Here is a 16991-nt window from a genome sequence, read left to right as displayed (position 1 = left end):
CTCATTATCATTGCTCAAACGCCCACTTCAAGATGGCATCCTGCAAACCGTGCCCCGCTTCCGGGCCATTATGGATCAGCGCAATCACCAGCCGTTTGCCGCTACGGGTTAACATATAACCTGAAATCGCGCTCGCGCCATCCAATGTGCCGGTTTTCATGTGGCTGCGCCCGCGCAAATCACCATCTTTGAAACGTGACGCCAGTGTACCATCCTCACCCAATAAGGGCAGGGAGGCCATAAACTCAGGCATATACGGGTCACGCCATGCCGCTTCCAGCAACGACCCTAGCTGACGGGCGCTGACCCGTTCTTGGCGCGATAAGCCCGACCCGTTTTCAACCACCATCCCGGTGTAATCAATGCCAGCCTTTTGTAACACGTCCGCCATTGCTGCCCGCGCTTTTTCAAGCGTAGCAGGTTCACCCGCAGTCTGCGCTCCGGCGCTCAAGAATAAATCCCGCGCCATGACATTGTTGCTCCATTTGTTGACGAACCGTATCTGTTCGCCCAAGGTGCGGGATTCTTGGGTATGCAACAGCACATCACTGGCCTGCACCGTCCCGGTTTGTAACTTGCCGTCAAATACCCCGCCTTCGGAACGCCACACATCGCGGAAAGCATTAAACACATTGTCTTCTGGCGTGGTCAGCACCCGCAGGATAAAGTTTTTCCCGCAATCAGTAGCGTAAGCCCCCGCAATTTTGACCACATTGCCGGTCAATTTCACACCTGGCTTGTAATAACCTTTCTGGCAAGCACCCTGTATCAGCTTGAGTTGGTTATCCACCTGCAAGCCGGGAATGGTTGGAAAAGTGGAAATATTAACCCGCTGGTTAGCCGCATCCGGCTCCAACAAGAAACGGGTCGCCTGGAAGTTATACATCAGCGCTGTCGGCAGCGCGTTATACACCAGCGACGCTTCACCATCGAAATCACCCGTGTTTTGCGGCGGAATGCTGAAATAGCTGTTATCCACCACCAAATTACCCCGGATTTGTTTCAGCCCCTTGAGTTGCACGTCATGCAACATCTCGCGGAATGACTCATCGGTCAGGAACGGGTCGCCGTAACCTTTGAGGATCAAATCACCATTCAACACCCCATCTTTCAACTCGCCGCGTGTCCACACTTCCGTTTTCCACGTATACGCAGGCCCCAGCACTTTGAGCGCTGTCCACGTGGTCATCAATTTCATCACCGATGCTGGGGTGCGCGGCTCGCGGTCGTTATGCACCACCATCGGCACATCGGCATTCAAGTCACGGATATAAGCGCTGAAATGCCCATCGGGAATGCCGCTTTCCTGCATCATCGCCTTGACCTCATCCGGCAAACCCAGCGTCTGCTGGTGGCGGACTAAAGTCATCTCCGCTGGTTGCGGGGTACTGACAGGCACTGGCATAAGCTCGGCGGCGCACACGTTTGCAACGCACGCGCACAATAATAGCCCGATGGAATAAACCGTTTTCAACATAGCGTGGTTGTTGCCCTAAATATCTGCCAGCTCCAGCACTTCAATGCCGGATGGCGTGTAATGCCAGCGCAGGTCGAAATCGTACAGGCGCATGGCGTATACCCGCGCCTCTTGTTGCTGTCCTTGCTGATAAGAAGGCCGGGGGTCTTGACTCAAAATTTGCTCAATCAGGCGGCGTACATCGGTTTGCCACTGCCCCTGCTTGCGTGTGCATTGCTCACTGGCAAGGGCGGAAAACGTTACGGCTTGCCGAGCAGGTGGTGCATCTTGGGCAAAACCTGCGCTGGCCTGAAAAAGCGCGTCAGCATACGGCAAGTACGGCTTCACATCCAGTACTGGCGTGCCATCCAGCAAATCCGTGCCCGCTAATTCGAGGGTAATGCTACTCCCTTGAACCTGAATGCCAGATAACTGCGCAACCGACAGACCAATGGGATTAGGGCGGAACGTGGAGCGCGTAGCAAATACCCCCACGCGGGCATTACCACCGAGACGCGGCGGGCGCACCGTGGGTTTCCAGCCTTGCGCTTGCGTACCGTGGAACACAAAGATCAGCCAAACGTGGGAAAAACCTTCGAGGCCGCGCACGATTTCCGGCTGGTTGTAGGGCGGCAGCAAGGTCAGCGTGGCACGCGCTTCCGTGACCAATCCCGGCTGGCGGGGGATGCCGAATTTTTCTTTGTAGGGGGAGGATATGATGCCGATGGGGTTGAATGTATAAGTCATTTCGGGTTTGAGTTCCAGCATCCGCTACCTCCTAAGTTGGGGAGATTGTAGCGGAGCGGCGAGGGAAAATCGCGCTAAGTTTCTGAACCTTGATTTACAGGATGGAAGGATTAGCAGGATGAAGAAGGGATACTCCGGCTCCTGCTAATCCTTGAATCAGGAAAATCCCAGTTCAGACATCAGTGGGGCAAACGCGGCAACCCACGCAGTTTCAGCACCCTGCCCTTGGCGTCATACGCCGCTTTGACCCCGCTCGTGGGGCAATGCGCGAGTTTCGCCAGATTGATGAATGTGCCATTCGGCTGCTTGACGTAGATGTACGCCAAATCAACCCCCTCGCCATTGAGTTGGAGTTCCCAATAATCTTGATCTAGCCCGGTAGTGCTGGCGAGCAACGGGTTCACGCTAGAAGTTGCCGCCGTCACAGGCGCACCCGCCGGAAATGGCTTATCCCCACATGGCTCACAGAAAGGCACAAACGCACCACCCGCAGGCAAATACAACGCGGCGGTATCCGCCTGTTTTTCGCTGACGTAAGCACACTGGTCTGCCATCACGGTTGCCGGGCTGACAGCCAATGCCAATACAGCGGCGATTGCTAAAAATTGCTGTTTCATCATGCTTTCCTCCATCGTTTCAATGCCCTAAGCCTACCCCTGATGCGTCCGGCAGAATAGGAAAAAAGTCACGAAAGGTGATCATAACTGCCCGCGCAAACGTGCCCAGAGAATTCCCAAATATTCATACACCACCCGTTGCGCCTTCTGCATACCGTCACTATCAGGAAACACATCGGTGGGGCTGAATGCCGCATTGCTTTGCTCCAAATAGTGGGTGGGCGCTGGCACGACATTGACGCCAGCACGCTGGAACAGCCCGACCGAGCGCGGCATGTGTGACGCCGACGTTACCAGCAGCACCTTATCGCCGCCGACCATTTCGCGGATAATCTTGGCTTGGGTTTCGGTATCCGGTGATTGTGTATCCACGCGGATGTCTGCCGCATTGACGCCGAGCGACACCGCCAGTTCGCGCATGGCTTCGGCATCAGAACCGGAGCCAAACACGCGCCCACCCGACACCAACAGCGTTGCCCCCGGTATTTGCCGGTACAGCCGTACACCTTCCACCAAGCGAGCCAACGACCCTTCACCCAAGCGGGCAGAAAGTGGCAAAGCCGCATCCGATGACGTGCCACCGCCCAATACCACCACCCATTTCACCCCCACCAAGGTCGATGCATCAAGGACTGGCGTATATTCCCGTTCCAAGGTTTTCAGCATGGGGGAAAATCCCCAACCGTAACCCATCGCCAACAGCAGCACGAAGCCTGCCGTCGCCAGCACCTTGCCGGTTCGCTGCCTACGCGAAAACCACAGCAGCAATAGCCCCGCCAGTAACAGCAAGACGCACAACGACAGCGGCATGATCGAATTCGACAGCAGTTTTTTGAACAGGAACATCACTACTTCTCCGGCCCAATATGCTGCAACTCCCGCAAGCCCTCCCCGCCCAGCACAAACGCTTGCCCGAAGCCCATCACAAATCGCCCTGACTTAGGTTTCAGCCGGAACAGCATGAAATCCCCCAGCCCGCGCAGCACGCTGACCACTTCGCCGAAGCGTTCCTGCATAGCATCCAGCACAGGCGGGAACTGCGCATCATCGCGTGCCACCGTTTCTGCTACGCATTGGTAAGTGGCTCGGGTACGGGCGAAAATTTGCCGCGCATCCTGCTCATCCGCAATCAACATCACCGCCACTGACGGATGCCGCAGCAAATCCTGCGTATGGCTGGCAAGTTGGCTGACGAAAATATAGAAATTGCCCACCCCATCCTGCACGTAAGGCGCATAACTAATCGCAGGTTCCGCACTGGCATCCAGCGTCGCCAATTGCAGGGTTTGCGCCTGCACCAACAATTGCCCCAACGCTTCTTGCGGGGATTTACTCATGACCTTTCTCCTGAAAATAGCACCTTCACACAGCTTGTCGCTTTAATTTTGCATCCTAGCGGCAATTCACGCACCATTGGACGCAACCTTTTCCAAAGATCGTACTCTACAACAACAATAATAAAGTGACTCAGGAGCAAGACGATGGTGAGAAAACTCCTATCCTCATTCGCGGCGCAACTCATACTGGTATTACTGGGCTTGGCGATTGTGTCTGCCTGTAGCTTGGACACCAACACCAAAACCCACGTTGCGGCCAACCTCGCCGGAACCCACTGGAACCTAAAAACCCTGGATGGCACGACCGTCGCCAGCAGCGAACGCCCCTTATCCATCAGTTTCGATGAAAACCGTATCAACGGCTATGCAGGTTGCAACAGCTTTTTCGGCAACTACACCGCCAGCGGTGATGGTGTATTCAGCAGTGGCTCAGTGGGAACCACTAAAATGGCTTGTCTCGGTGAACGCGACCAATTAGAACAGCATTACCTTGAGCAGCTTGCCCAAGCCAAACAGTACGTGATCAGCCGCGACCAGCTTCACCTGCTGGATGCGCAGCGGAAAATCCTGTTGGTTTTCAGCGCTGCCCCATCCGCACAGGGCAAATAAGCTTTGCCTTACCGTTCATCAAGAAAATCAAGAAGCTAAGCATCCTTAGCGTGGATGCTTTAGCCGCGCCTCCCTAGACTGAGGCCGTTAATCCGCCCAGCCAGCTACCTTGGATAGCGTCAGCCATGAAAAACCACTTACAAACACTGAACCTGCTCCTGATCAGCTTTTCCCTGCTGTTTGCCACGGCAATCAACCCAACTGCGACAGGCGCACACGCAAAAACGCCTGCACAAAAGGCAGGCGTTTTCTCGCAGCTAGCGTGAGAGGGCTTACTTAGCCTTCAGCCATCAGCTTTTCGTATTTTGCTTGAAGCTGCTCTTTGCTTTCAGCGTGCTCTGGGTCGTGCGGGATGCAATCAACCGGGCAAACAGAAACGCATTGTGGCTCATCGTAATGACCTACACACTCAGTACAACGGCTGAAATCAATCACATAAATTTCATCGCCAGCAGAAATCGCATTGTTTGGGCATTCTGGCTCGCAAACATCGCAGTTAATGCATTCGTCAGTAATCATCAGTGCCATAAAAAACTCCTCTTAAATGTCAGTGTTGCGTGATTCTATCAGGCTGTTTACCGGGATAACATTAACCTGTATCAATATTCCAACTTCCCGGCTTTTTATTCCAGTCCCCGCTCAGCGCGGATATGGGTAATCTTCTCCTGCAAGGCCGCCAGCACATGGGGCGCGACAAAGCGTTTCACATCGCCGTTGAGGATAGCCACTTCCTTGACCAACGTAGACGAAATGAAAGCATAACTTTCACCCGGCATCAGAAATACCGATTCGACATCCGGGGCAAGGCTGCGGTTCATGCTCGCCAACTGAAATTCAAACTCGAAATCAGAGACGGCCCGCATTCCCCGGATCAATACCCGCGCGTGCTGCTCACGGGCAAAATCGACCAGTAAACCTTCAAACCCCATGACATCCACATCCCCCAGTCCCTGATCCAGCAGCTCTTGGCGGATCATTTCCACCCGCTCCTCTAGGGAGAACAAGGGTTTCTTTTTGGGGTTGGAAGCCACCCCGACCACCACATGGCTGCACAGGCTGCGGGCACGCCGGATAAGGTCAAGATGACCTTTCGTAATCGGGTCGAACGTTCCCGGATAGACCGCAGTGATTTCCATGAATACGCGCCATGCTGGTTAACAAAAAAATATCAGGGGTTATTCACCCGACACTCGCCCTGACCGTGATAATTTGTAACATCTTGTTGTGCATCGCACAATAATTTTTTAACCGCCTATCCCATCAGGATACTGACCGAGGAATCAGGTGCGTAACGATAAAGAGCGTACTCGCCATCACCACAATGCTGGGGCCAGTTGGGGTATCCAATTGCAGGGACATTCCCATCCCGCCCAACAAGGCCAACGCCCCCACCACCACCGCCAGTAACGCCATTTGTTCAGGAGTACGCGCAAAACGTCGTGCAGTCGCTGCTGGGATAATTAACAGTGCCGTCAGCAGCAACACACCGACCACCTTCATGGCAACCGTGACCATCAGCGCGATCAGTAGCATATAAGCTGCACTGACCCACCACACCCGCACACCTTCGACTTTCGCCAATTCCGCATGGACAGTCAGCGCCAGCAACGGACGCCACAACCACACCATAACCGCAACCACCACCACTGCCAACGCCCATGTCAGGCCAATATCGAGGGGCGTGACTGCTAAAATATCACCAAACAGGTAAACCATTAGATCAACCCGCACATTTGGCAGGAAAGTCAGTGCCACCGTCCCCAAGGCCAAGGCGCTATGCCCGATAATGCCGAGTAAGGTATCACTTCCTAACGCCGGGTTGTGTTGCACATACAGCATCAGCAAAGCCACCAGCGCACACACCAACATTACCCAGAGATTGGTATTCATGCCCGTCATCAAGCCAAGCGCCACCCCTAAAAGGGCAGAATGCGACAAGGTATCACCGAAATACGCCATGCGCCGCCACAGCAGGAATACGCCCAGTACCCCGCTCATCAAGACCACCGCCAAACCGGCTAACAAGGCACGCCAGACGAAATCATCCATGCTTATGCCCTCCCGATGCGGGTAATGGCACGACGCAACCGTGCATATCGTGCTGATGGTCGTGGTGATGGGTATAAACTGCCAATCCGGCAGTGCGTGAATCACCGAACAAGCGCAAATATTCCGGGTGGCGCGACACTGCTTCCGGCTGCCCGGAACAACAGATATGGCGGTTCAAGCACAGCACCTGATCGGTGGATGCCATCACCAAATGCAGGTCATGCGACACCATCAGCACCCCATAACCATGCGATTGTTTCAAGCGGTTAATCAGTTGGTAAAGCTCACTTAACCCGCTGACATCAACGCCTTGACCGGGTTCGTCCAGCACCAGCAACTGCGGCTTATTGAGCAATGCCCGCGCCAGCAATACCCGCTGCCATTCCCCGCCCGACAGCGATTGCACCGGCTGCGCCAGCAAATGTTGCACCCCGACATCCTCCGCACACTGCTGGACCACCGCCACACTGCTGCGCACTGGCGTCAAACCGATGAAACGTTCCACCGTCAAGGGTAACAGAGGGTCAATCTGAAAACGTTGCGGCACGTAACCCACGCGCAAACCGGGCATTTGCCAGACCTTACCCTGCGCAGGCTTTTGCAAACCCAGCAAGACTTTCAGCAAGGTGGATTTCCCCGCGCCGTTCGGGCCAATCAGGGTCACGACGCTTTCCGGGTACACTTCAAGGCTGACATCGTGCAAAATCACACGTTGCCCGAAGCTCAGGCCAATATGTTCCAGTTTTGCCAATAAAGTGGTGGACATGGCTGCCAATAGTCAATTTAGAGTGAAAAAATGTTCCGTATTCTAACGATTTTCCTGCTGCTGTGCGCACCCGTTTTGCAATCCTGCCAGCAACACACCCAAGAAAAGCCGCTGGTCATCAGCAGCATCAAGCCCGTGCAAGCGCTGGTCGTCGCGGTAGCAGGCAAACACGCGGAGGCGCTGGAACTGCACCAATTGCTGCCGGATGGCGCATCACCGCACCATTACGCACTCAAACCTTCCGATTTGCGCACATTGGGAAACGCCAGCGCGATCTTTTATATCGGCAACGGGCTGGAAACCTTCCTCAGTAAACCCTTGGAAAACTTATCCGGCAATACACAGGTGGTCGCGTTGGTCAACGCCGCTGACATCCAGCATTTGCATTCCCGTGGCGGACATGACGAACACGAAGCGGAGAATACTGAAGACTTGCACCTTTGGCTGAATCCGCAAAATGCCATCGCCATGAGCATGGGGATTGCCCGCACCCTCGCCACCATTGACCCGCCGCACCAAGCCGACTATGCCGTCAATGCGCGGCAGCTTGTGCAACGCATCCAAGCCGCTGACAGCCACATCCGCCAGCAACTGGAACCGTTACGTGCGAAACCTTACCTCGCCTTCCATGACGCATGGCAACATTTCGACACCCATTACGGATTGGCTTTTGCTGGCGCGGTAACGCTGGATGTATCCCGCCTGCCGGGTGCTCGCCACGTACATGACATCCGCCAAATCATTGAACAACAAAAGGCAGTATGCCTGCTGCAAGAGCCGCAATTCCCACCGGCCTTAGTCAAAACGCTGGTGGAAGGCACAAACATACACGTGGGTGAAATCGACCCGCTCGGAATGAAACTGCCATTGGATGAAAATACTTACATCACGCTGTTGCAGAATGCCGCAGACAGCTTCCAGCGCTGCCTGCAATAACGGGCATTAACCTGTGATGCCTAATCCGGCGGGCACGGAATCGCGGCGGCTTTCGCGCAATACACCCCCGACATACTCGTAACGTTGCCCATTCACGGAATAGCGTGGATGGTACAAATTCACACGGAATGTGCAGCCGCCACGCAACATCACCACGTTGCGGTCTTGCATTTTTAACTGCACATTCGCGCCTCTCACCGTATACACGGCCTCATCAAGGTAAACCGGGTCGCCCCGCTTGAGAATCCGTGCTTCATCACCTGCTCGCTTTGCTGTCACCTTGCCACGTTTGGAAAGTACAACGCCTGCTTGCTCACGTCCTGTTGCTGCTGCTGGCATAAATCAACTCCATTTAGATTTAAGATTACCTCGCAATACCCACCTTAAAGCATAGTCCAGCCTGACCATTCTGCCAAAAATCCCTCCGCTTGAACCGTTTAAACGCGCCAACATCACGGCTGAATGGCATCTTGCCCAATCCATGCCATACTTGAAGCACACCAAAGTTAGAAGGGAAACCCCATGTTTGCAGACATCCCCCTGTTCCAAAGTTTGCCCACCGAACAACTCGATTATCTGCTCAAACTGGCACACGAATGCCGCTACGAAAAAAACAGCATCATCCTGACCCAAGGCGAGCGCAGCAATTCGCTGTACATCATTCTCGAAGGCCGCCTGAAGGTCTACGTCACCGACGAAGAAGGGCGGCAAGCCTTGCTGGCGTTCCTCAATAAAGGGGATTTTTTCGGCGAGTTGAGCTTGCTGGATGACGAACCACGTTCCGCGTCGGTCATGACCGTAGAGCCTGCGCGGTTGCTGTGCCTGACCCAAGACAGTTTCCGGCGCTTCATTGATGCCCACCCAGAAAACCTATTGCCGATGCTGCGTATCTTGGCGCGGCGCTTACGGGCGATGGATGACACCATCTGTTCACTGTCGACGCTAGACGTGTACGGGCGGGTCGCACGGGTATTGCTCAACGAAGCGGAATTGCATGAAAAAGACCGGATTACCCCACGCCTGACCCATCAGGACATCGCCGAAATGGTCGGCTCCTCACGCGAAATGGTCAGCCGCATACTGGGGGATTTACGCAAAGGTGGGTACATCCGTATGGAAAACAAGCAGATTGTGATTGAGCGTAAGCTGCCGATGCGGTGGTAAGCCGCTTACCGCCTATCCGATGCACAAAATCTAATGTCGCCGTTTATCGCAAAATGTGCCACATTTATCCGATGATATGGCAAAAGTACCGGGAACATACCCCTGAAATTCTCATCGGCTTGCTGTTCAGTGCCTTGTTGGTGTTTGCACTGGTGTCCTCCTCCAACCCCATCGAGAATGTGCTGGATCGCGCTGAAATGGCGCTTTATGACCTGCGTATCCGGCTGGGTGAGGGTTTTACGCCCGCAGAACAAGAGCCGCCGATCATCATCGTCGACATTGACGAACTCAGCCAGAAACGCGAAGGCCGTTGGCCTTGGCCCCGCGACCGGGTGGCGGAGCTGGTCAAGCGCATCGGCGCACAAGAACCCACGCTGATCGTGCTGGACGTATTGTTCGGCGAAACCGAACCAATCCCACTACTTCCCACCAGTTGTACTGCGGATTTTTGCTCCACTTCGTCTGCCAATAACTTGCCCATTACGGATGCTGACCGCCAGCTTGCCGCCGCCATTGCGCAATACGACGTGGCAACGGGCTTCCTCTTCCATCAGGAATATTTGGTGAATGGCACACTGCCCGTCAGCCAAAAACAAATTCCCGAGGACATGATCAACACGTGGGAAGCAACTGGCTATTCCACCAGCGTGCCACTGTTGCAACAGGCCAGCAAAGCGGAAGGTTACATGAACACCTTACTGGCAACCGACGATGGCATAGCGCGGCGCATCCCTTTGTTCCTGCAATACGACAGTTACCTCTACCCTTCGCTGGCATTGGCAGCAGCACAACGTTACCAACTGGAAGAGGATTGGCAAGTGCAACCCGGCAGCATCGGCGGGCAACCGTTTTACGCCGGGATAACGCTGAAAGGGAATTTCATCCCGACCAATGAGACAGGGGAAATCCTGATTCCCTATGATGCCGATACCGACCCGTTCAAGACCATCAAAGCCACTGACATCATGCGCAACAGCGGCGGCCTCAAACCTAACACGATGGAAGGGGCAATCGTGATGATCGGCACATCTTCCCTGCTACTGGGCGACCTGAAAAGTACCCCAGTACGGGCGGACATGCCGGGGGTTGTCATCCACGCCCATGCCCTGCAAGGCTTGTTGCACCCCGACATCCTATTGCGGGAACCCGCGTGGGGCTTGACGCTGGAACTGGTCGGGCTGGTGGTGCTCAGTGCGCTGATGCTGGCAGTATTCCCCTTGTGTGGCCCGCGCTCCTTGCTGCTGATGGGTCTCGGTTTGGCGCTGGTCATCGTCGCCGCCAATGCTTGGATGTGGCACTACCAACACGTCCGCCTTGACCTGATCCCTTCCCTGCTGCTGATCCTGTTTATCACTGGATGGTTTGTGATTTACGACCTGCTGCATGAAAACCGTGACCGTAAGCGTTTGCAACACCTGTTCGGGCAATACGTGCCGCCGGAACACATCCAGCAGATGCTCGCAAAACCGAAAGCGGTCAGTTTTACCGGCGAAAAGCGTGAAATGACGGTGCTGTTCGCCGACCTGCATAATTTCACCTCCATCGCCGAACGCATGGATACGCAAGCGCTGAAAAACCTGCTCAACCGCTACCTGAATGCCGCGACGGAAGTGATTTTCCAGCACAATGGCACGATTGATAAATACATCGGCGACATGGTGATGGCGTTTTGGAATGCGCCACTCCGCGAACCGCTCCATGCCCGCCAAACGGTATTAGCCGCACTGGGGTTACGCCAGATGTTGGTGGAACGTGCCGATGAATTCCGCCAATTCGGCATTACCCCGCTGCAACTGGGGATCGGCATCAATACCGGCGACATGAACGTCGGCGATATGGGTTCAGACCACCGTCGCGCTTACACCGTGCTGGGCGACGCAGTGAACCTCGCGGCACGGATTGAGTCGCTGACACGCTTTTACGCCGTGGATATTTTGGTCAGCGAACATACCCGCAGGCAATGCAAAGGCATTGTGTTCCGCACCATCGACCGGGTACAGGTGAAGGGTAAGCACGAAACCGTACTGCTGTTCCAACCCTTGGGGTTCAGCACCGACTTGTCCCCGCAGGCACAAGACCTGTGGAAGCTGCACGAACGCGCCATGCATTATTACTGGAACCGCGAGTGGTCGCGGGCGGCGAAATTGTTTGCGCAATTGCTCATACGCTCACCCCATGACCCACTGGCAGAACTTTATTTACGGCGGATCGCGCAACTGGAGCATTCCCCCCTACCCAAAGACTGGGATGGCGTTTATGCTCATCAGCATAAGTAACAACCAACAACGGCCTTATGTCGTACCTAAGCAGACTCGACCCACGCCATTACCAGCTCACAGTACAAACCACCTTGCTACTGTGGGGCATCTGGGTATTGGAATTTCCGATCACTTGGCAGCAAATCCTCGCTGTTATAGGCACGGCACTCCTTACCCAACGGCTATTTTGCTATCTGTTTAAACTGCCCAACCTGTTATTAAGTACCTTGAATACCAGCTTGTCGGTGTTGCTGCTGTTACACGCCCAAGCTGCACTGTGGCTTGCCGTGGCTGCCGCCTTGGGCATTGCCAGCAAATTTTTACTGCGCTTGGATGGCAAGCATGTGTTTAACCCCTCCAATTTTGGGATTGTGATAGCCTTGCTCCTGACCAGTGAGGTATGGGCAGCACCGGGGCAATGGGGACATGGTTTGTGGCTGTTTCTGTTAATCGCGGGCAGTGGCTTGGTTGGGCTGGTCGGCTGGCGCACTATGTTGGCGACGGTGAGTTTTTTACTGGCTTACACCAGCTTGTTATTCCTGAAAGCGTGGTGGCTGGGCGACCCGTGGACAATTCCGCAGCATCAACTGCAAAACGGTTCCTTACTATTGTTCAGTTTTTTCATGCTGTCTGACCCAAAAACCACTCCAGCACACCCGCTTGGGCGCGTATTGTTCGGCGTCAGCGTGGCGTTACTGGCAGTGTGGTTACAATTCCGTTTATTCCTGCCGAATGCTTTTTTGTATGCACTGCTGGCCTTATCGCCCAGCGTGTTTTTGTTCAATCGTTGGCTGAATTACCCCGCGTTTGAATGGTCAAAGCCGATAACTAAACCCGAGGAAACCCCATGAAAAAAATAATCAGTGCCGCCGCATTACTGACTGCGAGCCTATTGCCCACACACGTATCCGCTTTCTGTGGCTTTTACGTTGCCAAAGCTGATACGGGGCTATTCAATGAATCTTCCCAAGTAGTATATGCACGCAACGCTGACCGCAGCATCGTGACCATGGGCAGCGATTTCAAAGGCGATGTGAAAGAGTTTGCGATGGTGATTCCTGTGCCCGTAGTCGTGCAAAAAGAACAGGTCAAATTGGTCAATAACAGCACCATCAAGCATTTGGATGCTTACACCGCGCCGCGTCTGGTGGAATATTTCGACGACGACCCGTGTATGCAGATGATGTATAGCAAAGCCACACCAGCGCCCCCCATGGCTGCCCCTGTCCCAGCGAAAACCCGTGCCAAAGAACTCGGCGTTACCATTGAGGCGCAATACACGCTGGGCGAATACGACATCATGGTGTTATCTGGGCAGGAAAGCACCGGCTTGATCACTTGGCTGACCGAAAATGGTTACAAAATCCCGCAAGGGGCAGAACCCGTGATCGGCAGTTACCTCAAGCAAAACATGAAATTCTTTATCGCCAAGGTTAACCTCAAGGAATACTCCAAAACAGGTTTCACCCAGTTGCGCCCAATTCAGGTCAATTACCGCGAAAAACGTTTCATGCTACCGATCCGCCTCGGCACGGTGAACTCCACTGGCAAGCAAGACCTGTTCATTTATGCACTGACACCTAAGGGACGGGTAGAAACCACCAATTACCGTACCGTCAAATTACCCAGCGATTTGGAAATCCCCGAATACATCAAGGACAAAAAGCAGTTCGCCAATTTCTACCGCGATATGTTCCGCAATCAGGTCGAAAAGGAAGGCGGCGCGGTATTCCTCGAATACGCTTGGGATATGAATTGGTGCGACCCGTGCGCGGCTGACCCACTTTCCAGCAAGGAATTACAGGAACTCGGCGCATTCTGGGTAAAACCGGAAGCCAATAATATGGGTGGCGGCGCAGCGGATGCTTACGTCACTCGCTTGCATGTGCGTTACGACCGCGAAACCTTCCCCGAAGATTTGATGTTCCAAACCACAGGCAATACCGGAAACTACCAAGGGCGTTACATCGTCCGCCACCCTTGGCAAGGCGAAGCCAGTTGCCCCGCCGCGAACGAATACCTAAACAAAACCGCGCCGAAACAACAAGATGAGGCCGCCAAAAACTTGGCGAAAATGACCGGATGGAATATCAATGAAATCCGCAAGCAATTGCCGAAGCTGAAGAAAGTGGCGAGTACAACGTCATGGACTGAGTAATCCCCCATCCATCACCTGCCCTTCCCCCCCTCAAGGGAGGAAGGGAGCAAGAGTCTGATTACACAGGCAAAACCTGCTCACCGCGCAGCAGATCATCCAGTGTCTCCCGCTGGCGCACCACGTGCACGGCGTCGCCATCCACCATCACTTCCGCCGCCCGCGTGCGGGTGTTGTAGTTGGAGGACATGGTAAAACCATACGCGCCAGACGAACGCACCGCCAGCAAGTCGCCTGCTTGGATATTCAAGTCGCGTTCCTTGCCCAAAAAGTCACCCGTTTCGCACACTGGCCCCACGATGTCGTAGGTTGAAGTTTCGCCATCACGCGGCACAACTGGGATGATTTCCTGCCACGCGCTGTACAAGGCCGGGCGGATCAAATCGTTCATCGCCGCATCGACTACCGCGAAGTTTTTGTATTCCGCCAGTTTCAGGAATTCGACCTCTGTCACCAAAATGCCCGCATTCGCCGCAATTGCCCTGCCCGGCTCGACGAAAATTTCGTACTGGCGCAAGCGTTCATCGGTGAACAATTGTGCCATATAATCCGCCGGGCTGGGAGCATCCTGCCCTTCGCGGTAACGCACGCCCAAACCACCACCGATGTCGAGATGATGCACTTTGACGCCATGCGTTGCTAGCCGTTCCGCCAATGCCAACACCCGTTGCAAGGCATCCATAAACGGCGAAAGCGTCAGCAATTGCGAACCGATGTGGCAGTCAATGCCGACCACGTTCAAATGCGGCATGGCGGCAGCTTTCAAATAAACTTCTTCGGCGCGGCTAATTTCGATACCGAATTTGTTTTCTTTCAAGCCGGTGGAAATATAGGGATGGGTTTGCGCATCCACGTCTGGATTGACACGCAAAGAGATCGGCGCAACCTTACCCAACGCACCCGCCACATCATTGATGCGGTCAAGCTCAGCCTCGGATTCGACGTTGAAACAACGGATGCCAACTTCCAGCGCCTTACGGATTTCTGCCGCTTTTTTGCCAACGCCGGAAAACACGACCTTGCTAGGATCGCCGCCTGCCCGCAGTACCCGTTCCAATTCACCGCCCGATACGATGTCAAACCCCGAACCCAAACGTGCAAACAGGTTGAGGATGGCAAGGTTAGAGTTGGCTTTCACCGCATAACACACCAGATGCGGCTGCGCACCGAAGGCGTCGTTGAAAGCGTGCCAGTGGCGTTCGAGTGTGGCGCGGGAATAAATGTAGCAGGGTGTGCCGTGGGCGCGGGCAATGTCAGCGACTGCCGAGTTTTCGGCGTGCAGTTGCCCATTGCGGTATTCAAAATGATCCATTGTTTATTTTGCCTGTTCCTGTTTTGCTCTTGCGTCATCCGGCAAGTACAGTGGCCCTTTATTGCCACAACCTGCCAGCAAAGCCAGTACGATAGCCAATCCCAGCCATTTTTGCATCATGGTTTCAGTCCTATTACGATGAATTAGCACAGGATAAAGGCAGGTAACGGGGGAATGCAACTGAAGGATGGAGCGGGTGAAGGGAATCGAACCCTCGTGTGCAGCTTGGGAAGCTGCCGTTCTACCATTGAACTACACCCGCGCAATGGGATACTGTCAGAGGGTCGTAATTGTAATGCGTTTTGCTGAAGAGAACAATCATGATCCTTGAATCTGTCATCACTTGCCCGATATGTGGCTTCCAAAAGCAGGAGGAAATGCCGGAAAGCTCCTGCCAGTACCAATACGAATGCACCAACTGCCATACGTTGTTGCAAACCAAGCCGGGCGACTGCTGCGTATTTTGTTCTTACGGCGATTATCCTTGCCCACCCGTACAAATTGCCGGTGGCGCGTGTTGCGGTGCAAGTGACTGTGGCTGACGGGTTCGCCGCCAAAGTGCTGGTATGGTTCGACCAGCACGGGCGCAAGGATTTACCGTGGCAACACAACCCCACCCCCTACCGCGTGTGGGTGTCGGAAATCATGCTGCAACAAACCCAAGTTACCACCGTCATCCCGTATTTCACGCGCTTTATGCAGCGTTTCCCCGATGTGCTGACACTGGCAGATGCACCACAAGACGAAGTGTTGAAACTGTGGGAAGGCTTGGGCTATTACAGTCGCGCCCGTAATTTGCACAAAGCGGCGCAAATCGTGCGCGACAATCATACGGGCGAATTTCCCACCGATCTGGCGGGCATGGAAGCCTTACCGGGAATCGGGCGTTCCACCGCTGGCGCGATCCTCTCGCTCAGCCACGGGCAGCCGCACGCGATCCTTGATGGCAACGTTAAGCGCGTACTGGCACGTTACCACGCCATCGACGGTTGGACAGGCGAAACCCGCACCCTGCAACGTTTGTGGGAATACGCCGCGCAACATTTACCCCGCACCCGCAATGCCGATTACACCCAAGCGATGATGGATATGGGCGCAACCCTGTGTACCCGCAGCAAACCCGCATGCCTGCTGTGCCCCTTGCAGGCGGATTGCCTAGCCTTCAAACAAGGCCAACAAACGCTTTACCCCAACAAACGCCCCAGTAAAGTATTGCCCGAAAAAACTGCCATCGCGTTATTGCTGCGTAATGCAGCGGGTGAAATCTTGTTACAGAAACGCCCCCCGACGGGCATTTGGGGCGGATTATGGAGCTTCCCCGAATTTGTCGATGAAACCGACATGGGCGAATGGCTACAGACCCATTGCACCCATGCGCGTATTTCGGCGGAAAAATTGCCGGTATTGACCCACACGTTTTCGCATTACCGCCTGCACCTGCAACCACTGCGGGTGGATTTGGACGCTCAGCCAGCAAGGATAATGGAAGGCGCAAGCTGGCTCTGGTATAAAGCAGGCTCAGAACTGAATGGCGGGCTTTCCGCCGCAGTCCGCACCTTTTTCAGCACACAAGCAATTTGAGGAA

General features: G+C 54.4%; 21 protein-coding genes and 1 tRNA gene. 9 read left to right on the top strand and 13 right to left on the bottom strand.

All coding sequences use genetic code 11. From position 1 onward, the window contains the following. Window positions 1-7: 7 nt before the first annotated feature. From dacB to PHE17_RS10255, 5 genes are all read right to left on the bottom strand, one after another. Window positions 8-1477, bottom strand: coding sequence for a D-alanyl-D-alanine carboxypeptidase/D-alanyl-D-alanine-endopeptidase (gene dacB / locus PHE17_RS10275; RefSeq protein ID WP_301015756.1), 1470 nt, complete (start codon window positions 1475-1477; stop codon window positions 8-10). 15 nt (window positions 1478-1492) lie between these two features. Continuing rightward, window positions 1493-2224, bottom strand: coding sequence for a tRNA (N6-threonylcarbamoyladenosine(37)-N6)-methyltransferase TrmO (gene tsaA / locus PHE17_RS10270; protein ID WP_301015755.1), 732 nt, complete (start codon window positions 2222-2224; stop codon window positions 1493-1495). A 158-nt stretch (window positions 2225-2382) separates the two neighbouring features. Further along, on the bottom strand, window positions 2383-2823 hold the full coding sequence (locus tag PHE17_RS10265) for a hypothetical protein (RefSeq protein ID WP_301015754.1): 441 nt from the start codon (window positions 2821-2823) through the stop codon (window positions 2383-2385). 78 nt (window positions 2824-2901) lie between these two features. Next, window positions 2902-3666, bottom strand: coding sequence for an ElyC/SanA/YdcF family protein (locus PHE17_RS10260; RefSeq protein ID WP_301015753.1), 765 nt, complete (start codon window positions 3664-3666; stop codon window positions 2902-2904). A 2-nt stretch (window positions 3667-3668) separates the two neighbouring features. After that, window positions 3669-4157 carry a pyridoxamine 5'-phosphate oxidase family protein gene (locus PHE17_RS10255; RefSeq protein WP_301015752.1) on the bottom strand — a complete coding sequence of 163 codons (489 nt, stop codon included), beginning with the start codon at window positions 4155-4157 and terminating at the stop codon, window positions 3669-3671. A 144-nt stretch (window positions 4158-4301) separates the two neighbouring features. On the opposite strand from PHE17_RS10255, the gene PHE17_RS10250 reads away from it, so the two are divergent. Next, the gene (locus PHE17_RS10250) at window positions 4302-4766 is read left to right on the top strand and encodes an META domain-containing protein (RefSeq protein ID WP_301015751.1); all 465 of its coding nucleotides are present in this window, start codon (window positions 4302-4304) and stop codon (window positions 4764-4766) included. Window positions 4767-4891: 125 nt separating this feature from the next. After that, the gene (locus PHE17_RS10245; RefSeq protein ID WP_301015750.1) at window positions 4892-5032 is read left to right on the top strand and encodes a hypothetical protein; all 141 of its coding nucleotides are present in this window, start codon (window positions 4892-4894) and stop codon (window positions 5030-5032) included. Window positions 5033-5042: 10 nt separating this feature from the next. On the opposite strand, the gene PHE17_RS10240 is transcribed toward PHE17_RS10245, so the two are convergent. The 4 genes from PHE17_RS10240 to znuC all read right to left on the bottom strand — a co-directional run bounded on the left by PHE17_RS10240 (window position 5043) and on the right by znuC (window position 7581). Continuing rightward, window positions 5043-5294: a YfhL family 4Fe-4S dicluster ferredoxin gene (locus PHE17_RS10240; RefSeq protein ID WP_301015749.1), complete on the bottom strand. Its 252-nt coding sequence runs from the start codon at window positions 5292-5294 to the stop codon at window positions 5043-5045. A 95-nt stretch (window positions 5295-5389) separates the two neighbouring features. After that, window positions 5390-5902 (bottom strand): pantetheine-phosphate adenylyltransferase, encoded by a 513-nt coding sequence (gene coaD, locus PHE17_RS10235; RefSeq protein WP_301015748.1) that lies wholly within the window; start codon window positions 5900-5902, stop codon window positions 5390-5392. A gap of 124 nt (window positions 5903-6026) precedes the next feature. Next, window positions 6027-6815: an iron chelate uptake ABC transporter family permease subunit gene (locus tag PHE17_RS10230; protein WP_301015747.1), complete on the bottom strand. Its 789-nt coding sequence runs from the start codon at window positions 6813-6815 to the stop codon at window positions 6027-6029. After that, a complete protein-coding gene (gene znuC / locus PHE17_RS10225; protein ID WP_301015746.1) occupies window positions 6808-7581 on the bottom strand; it encodes a zinc ABC transporter ATP-binding protein ZnuC in 774 nt (257 codons plus the stop codon). Before znuC ends, PHE17_RS10230 begins: the two co-directional genes overlap by 8 nt. Before the next feature lie 30 nt (window positions 7582-7611). Between znuC and PHE17_RS10220 the strand changes: the two genes are divergently transcribed. Continuing rightward, window positions 7612-8517, top strand: coding sequence for a zinc ABC transporter substrate-binding protein (locus tag PHE17_RS10220; protein ID WP_301015745.1), 906 nt, complete (start codon window positions 7612-7614; stop codon window positions 8515-8517). 6 nt (window positions 8518-8523) lie between these two features. On the opposite strand, the gene PHE17_RS10215 is transcribed toward PHE17_RS10220, so the two are convergent. Then, window positions 8524-8856 carry a hypothetical protein gene (locus PHE17_RS10215; RefSeq protein WP_301015744.1) on the bottom strand — a complete coding sequence of 111 codons (333 nt, stop codon included), beginning with the start codon at window positions 8854-8856 and terminating at the stop codon, window positions 8524-8526. A 183-nt stretch (window positions 8857-9039) separates the two neighbouring features. On the opposite strand from PHE17_RS10215, the gene PHE17_RS10210 reads away from it, so the two are divergent. The 4 genes from PHE17_RS10210 (at window position 9040) to PHE17_RS10195 (ending at window position 14097) form a co-directional block, all read left to right on the top strand. Beyond that, a complete protein-coding gene (locus tag PHE17_RS10210; protein ID WP_301015743.1) occupies window positions 9040-9681 on the top strand; it encodes a Crp/Fnr family transcriptional regulator in 642 nt (213 codons plus the stop codon). A 71-nt stretch (window positions 9682-9752) separates the two neighbouring features. Then, window positions 9753-11957: an adenylate/guanylate cyclase domain-containing protein gene (locus PHE17_RS10205; protein WP_301015742.1), complete on the top strand. Its 2205-nt coding sequence runs from the start codon at window positions 9753-9755 to the stop codon at window positions 11955-11957. 17 nt (window positions 11958-11974) lie between these two features. Further along, on the top strand, window positions 11975-12790 hold the full coding sequence (locus PHE17_RS10200) for an RnfABCDGE type electron transport complex subunit D (protein WP_301015741.1): 816 nt from the start codon (window positions 11975-11977) through the stop codon (window positions 12788-12790). Further along, the gene (locus tag PHE17_RS10195) at window positions 12787-14097 is read left to right on the top strand and encodes a DUF2330 domain-containing protein (RefSeq protein WP_301015740.1); all 1311 of its coding nucleotides are present in this window, start codon (window positions 12787-12789) and stop codon (window positions 14095-14097) included. Before PHE17_RS10200 ends, PHE17_RS10195 begins: the two co-directional genes overlap by 4 nt. A 58-nt stretch (window positions 14098-14155) precedes the next feature. Here PHE17_RS10195 and lysA read toward each other — a convergent pair whose 3' ends face one another. The 3 genes from lysA to PHE17_RS10180 all read right to left on the bottom strand — a co-directional run bounded on the left by lysA (window position 14156) and on the right by PHE17_RS10180 (window position 15668). After that, entirely contained in the window at window positions 14156-15406 is a 1251-nt protein-coding gene (gene lysA, locus PHE17_RS10190) for a diaminopimelate decarboxylase (protein ID WP_301015739.1), read from the bottom strand. A 3-nt stretch (window positions 15407-15409) separates the two neighbouring features. Continuing rightward, window positions 15410-15526 (bottom strand): lipoprotein, encoded by a 117-nt coding sequence (locus tag PHE17_RS10185; RefSeq protein ID WP_210219385.1) that lies wholly within the window; start codon window positions 15524-15526, stop codon window positions 15410-15412. A gap of 68 nt (window positions 15527-15594) precedes the next feature. Next, window positions 15595-15668 (bottom strand) — tRNA-Gly (locus PHE17_RS10180). Window positions 15669-15726: 58 nt separating this feature from the next. Between PHE17_RS10180 and PHE17_RS10175 the strand changes: the two genes are divergently transcribed. Then, on the top strand, window positions 15727-15948 hold the full coding sequence (locus PHE17_RS10175; protein WP_363320100.1) for a GDCCVxC domain-containing (seleno)protein: 222 nt from the start codon (window positions 15727-15729) through the stop codon (window positions 15946-15948). Further along, the gene (gene mutY, locus PHE17_RS10170) at window positions 15941-16987 is read left to right on the top strand and encodes an A/G-specific adenine glycosylase (protein ID WP_301015738.1); all 1047 of its coding nucleotides are present in this window, start codon (window positions 15941-15943) and stop codon (window positions 16985-16987) included. The genes PHE17_RS10175 and mutY overlap by 8 nt, the downstream gene beginning before the upstream one ends. Window positions 16988-16991: the final 4 nt, after the last annotated feature.

It is taken from the genome of Thiothrix sp. (assembly GCF_028714775.1).
Taxonomy (GTDB): Bacteria; Pseudomonadota; Gammaproteobacteria; order Thiotrichales; family Thiotrichaceae; genus Thiothrix.
The sequence above is the reverse complement of the archived record's forward strand: the minus strand, read 5'-3'. Positions and strand labels throughout refer to the sequence as shown.

What these genes read in the sequence shown, in the direction of transcription:
- PHE17_RS10175 (WP_363320100.1), top strand. Translation starts at nt 15,727, where the DNA reads ATGATCCTTGAATCTGTCATCACTTGCCCGATATGTGGCTTCCAAAAG.
- PHE17_RS10265 (WP_301015754.1), bottom strand. Translation starts at nt 2,823, where the DNA reads ATGATGAAACAGCAATTTTTAGCAATCGCCGCTGTATTGGCATTGGCT.
- PHE17_RS10255 (WP_301015752.1), bottom strand. Translation starts at nt 4,157, where the DNA reads ATGAGTAAATCCCCGCAAGAAGCGTTGGGGCAATTGTTGGTGCAGGCG.
- PHE17_RS10205 (WP_301015742.1), top strand. Translation starts at nt 9,753, where the DNA reads ATGATATGGCAAAAGTACCGGGAACATACCCCTGAAATTCTCATCGGC.
- PHE17_RS10220 (WP_301015745.1), top strand. Translation starts at nt 7,612, where the DNA reads ATGTTCCGTATTCTAACGATTTTCCTGCTGCTGTGCGCACCCGTTTTG.
- dacB (WP_301015756.1), bottom strand. Translation starts at nt 1,477, where the DNA reads ATGTTGAAAACGGTTTATTCCATCGGGCTATTATTGTGCGCGTGCGTT.
- PHE17_RS10230 (WP_301015747.1), bottom strand. Translation starts at nt 6,815, where the DNA reads ATGGATGATTTCGTCTGGCGTGCCTTGTTAGCCGGTTTGGCGGTGGTC.
- PHE17_RS10185 (WP_210219385.1), bottom strand. Translation starts at nt 15,526, where the DNA reads ATGATGCAAAAATGGCTGGGATTGGCTATCGTACTGGCTTTGCTGGCA.
- lysA (WP_301015739.1), bottom strand. Translation starts at nt 15,406, where the DNA reads ATGGATCATTTTGAATACCGCAATGGGCAACTGCACGCCGAAAACTCG.
- PHE17_RS10200 (WP_301015741.1), top strand. Translation starts at nt 11,975, where the DNA reads ATGTCGTACCTAAGCAGACTCGACCCACGCCATTACCAGCTCACAGTA.
- znuC (WP_301015746.1), bottom strand. Translation starts at nt 7,581, where the DNA reads ATGTCCACCACTTTATTGGCAAAACTGGAACATATTGGCCTGAGCTTC.
- PHE17_RS10195 (WP_301015740.1), top strand. Translation starts at nt 12,787, where the DNA reads ATGAAAAAAATAATCAGTGCCGCCGCATTACTGACTGCGAGCCTATTG.
- PHE17_RS10210 (WP_301015743.1), top strand. Translation starts at nt 9,040, where the DNA reads ATGTTTGCAGACATCCCCCTGTTCCAAAGTTTGCCCACCGAACAACTC.
- PHE17_RS10250 (WP_301015751.1), top strand. Translation starts at nt 4,302, where the DNA reads ATGGTGAGAAAACTCCTATCCTCATTCGCGGCGCAACTCATACTGGTA.
- PHE17_RS10245 (WP_301015750.1), top strand. Translation starts at nt 4,892, where the DNA reads ATGAAAAACCACTTACAAACACTGAACCTGCTCCTGATCAGCTTTTCC.
- PHE17_RS10240 (WP_301015749.1), bottom strand. Translation starts at nt 5,294, where the DNA reads ATGGCACTGATGATTACTGACGAATGCATTAACTGCGATGTTTGCGAG.
- tsaA (WP_301015755.1), bottom strand. Translation starts at nt 2,224, where the DNA reads ATGCTGGAACTCAAACCCGAAATGACTTATACATTCAACCCCATCGGC.
- PHE17_RS10215 (WP_301015744.1), bottom strand. Translation starts at nt 8,856, where the DNA reads ATGCCAGCAGCAGCAACAGGACGTGAGCAAGCAGGCGTTGTACTTTCC.
- coaD (WP_301015748.1), bottom strand. Translation starts at nt 5,902, where the DNA reads ATGGAAATCACTGCGGTCTATCCGGGAACGTTCGACCCGATTACGAAA.
- PHE17_RS10260 (WP_301015753.1), bottom strand. Translation starts at nt 3,666, where the DNA reads ATGTTCCTGTTCAAAAAACTGCTGTCGAATTCGATCATGCCGCTGTCG.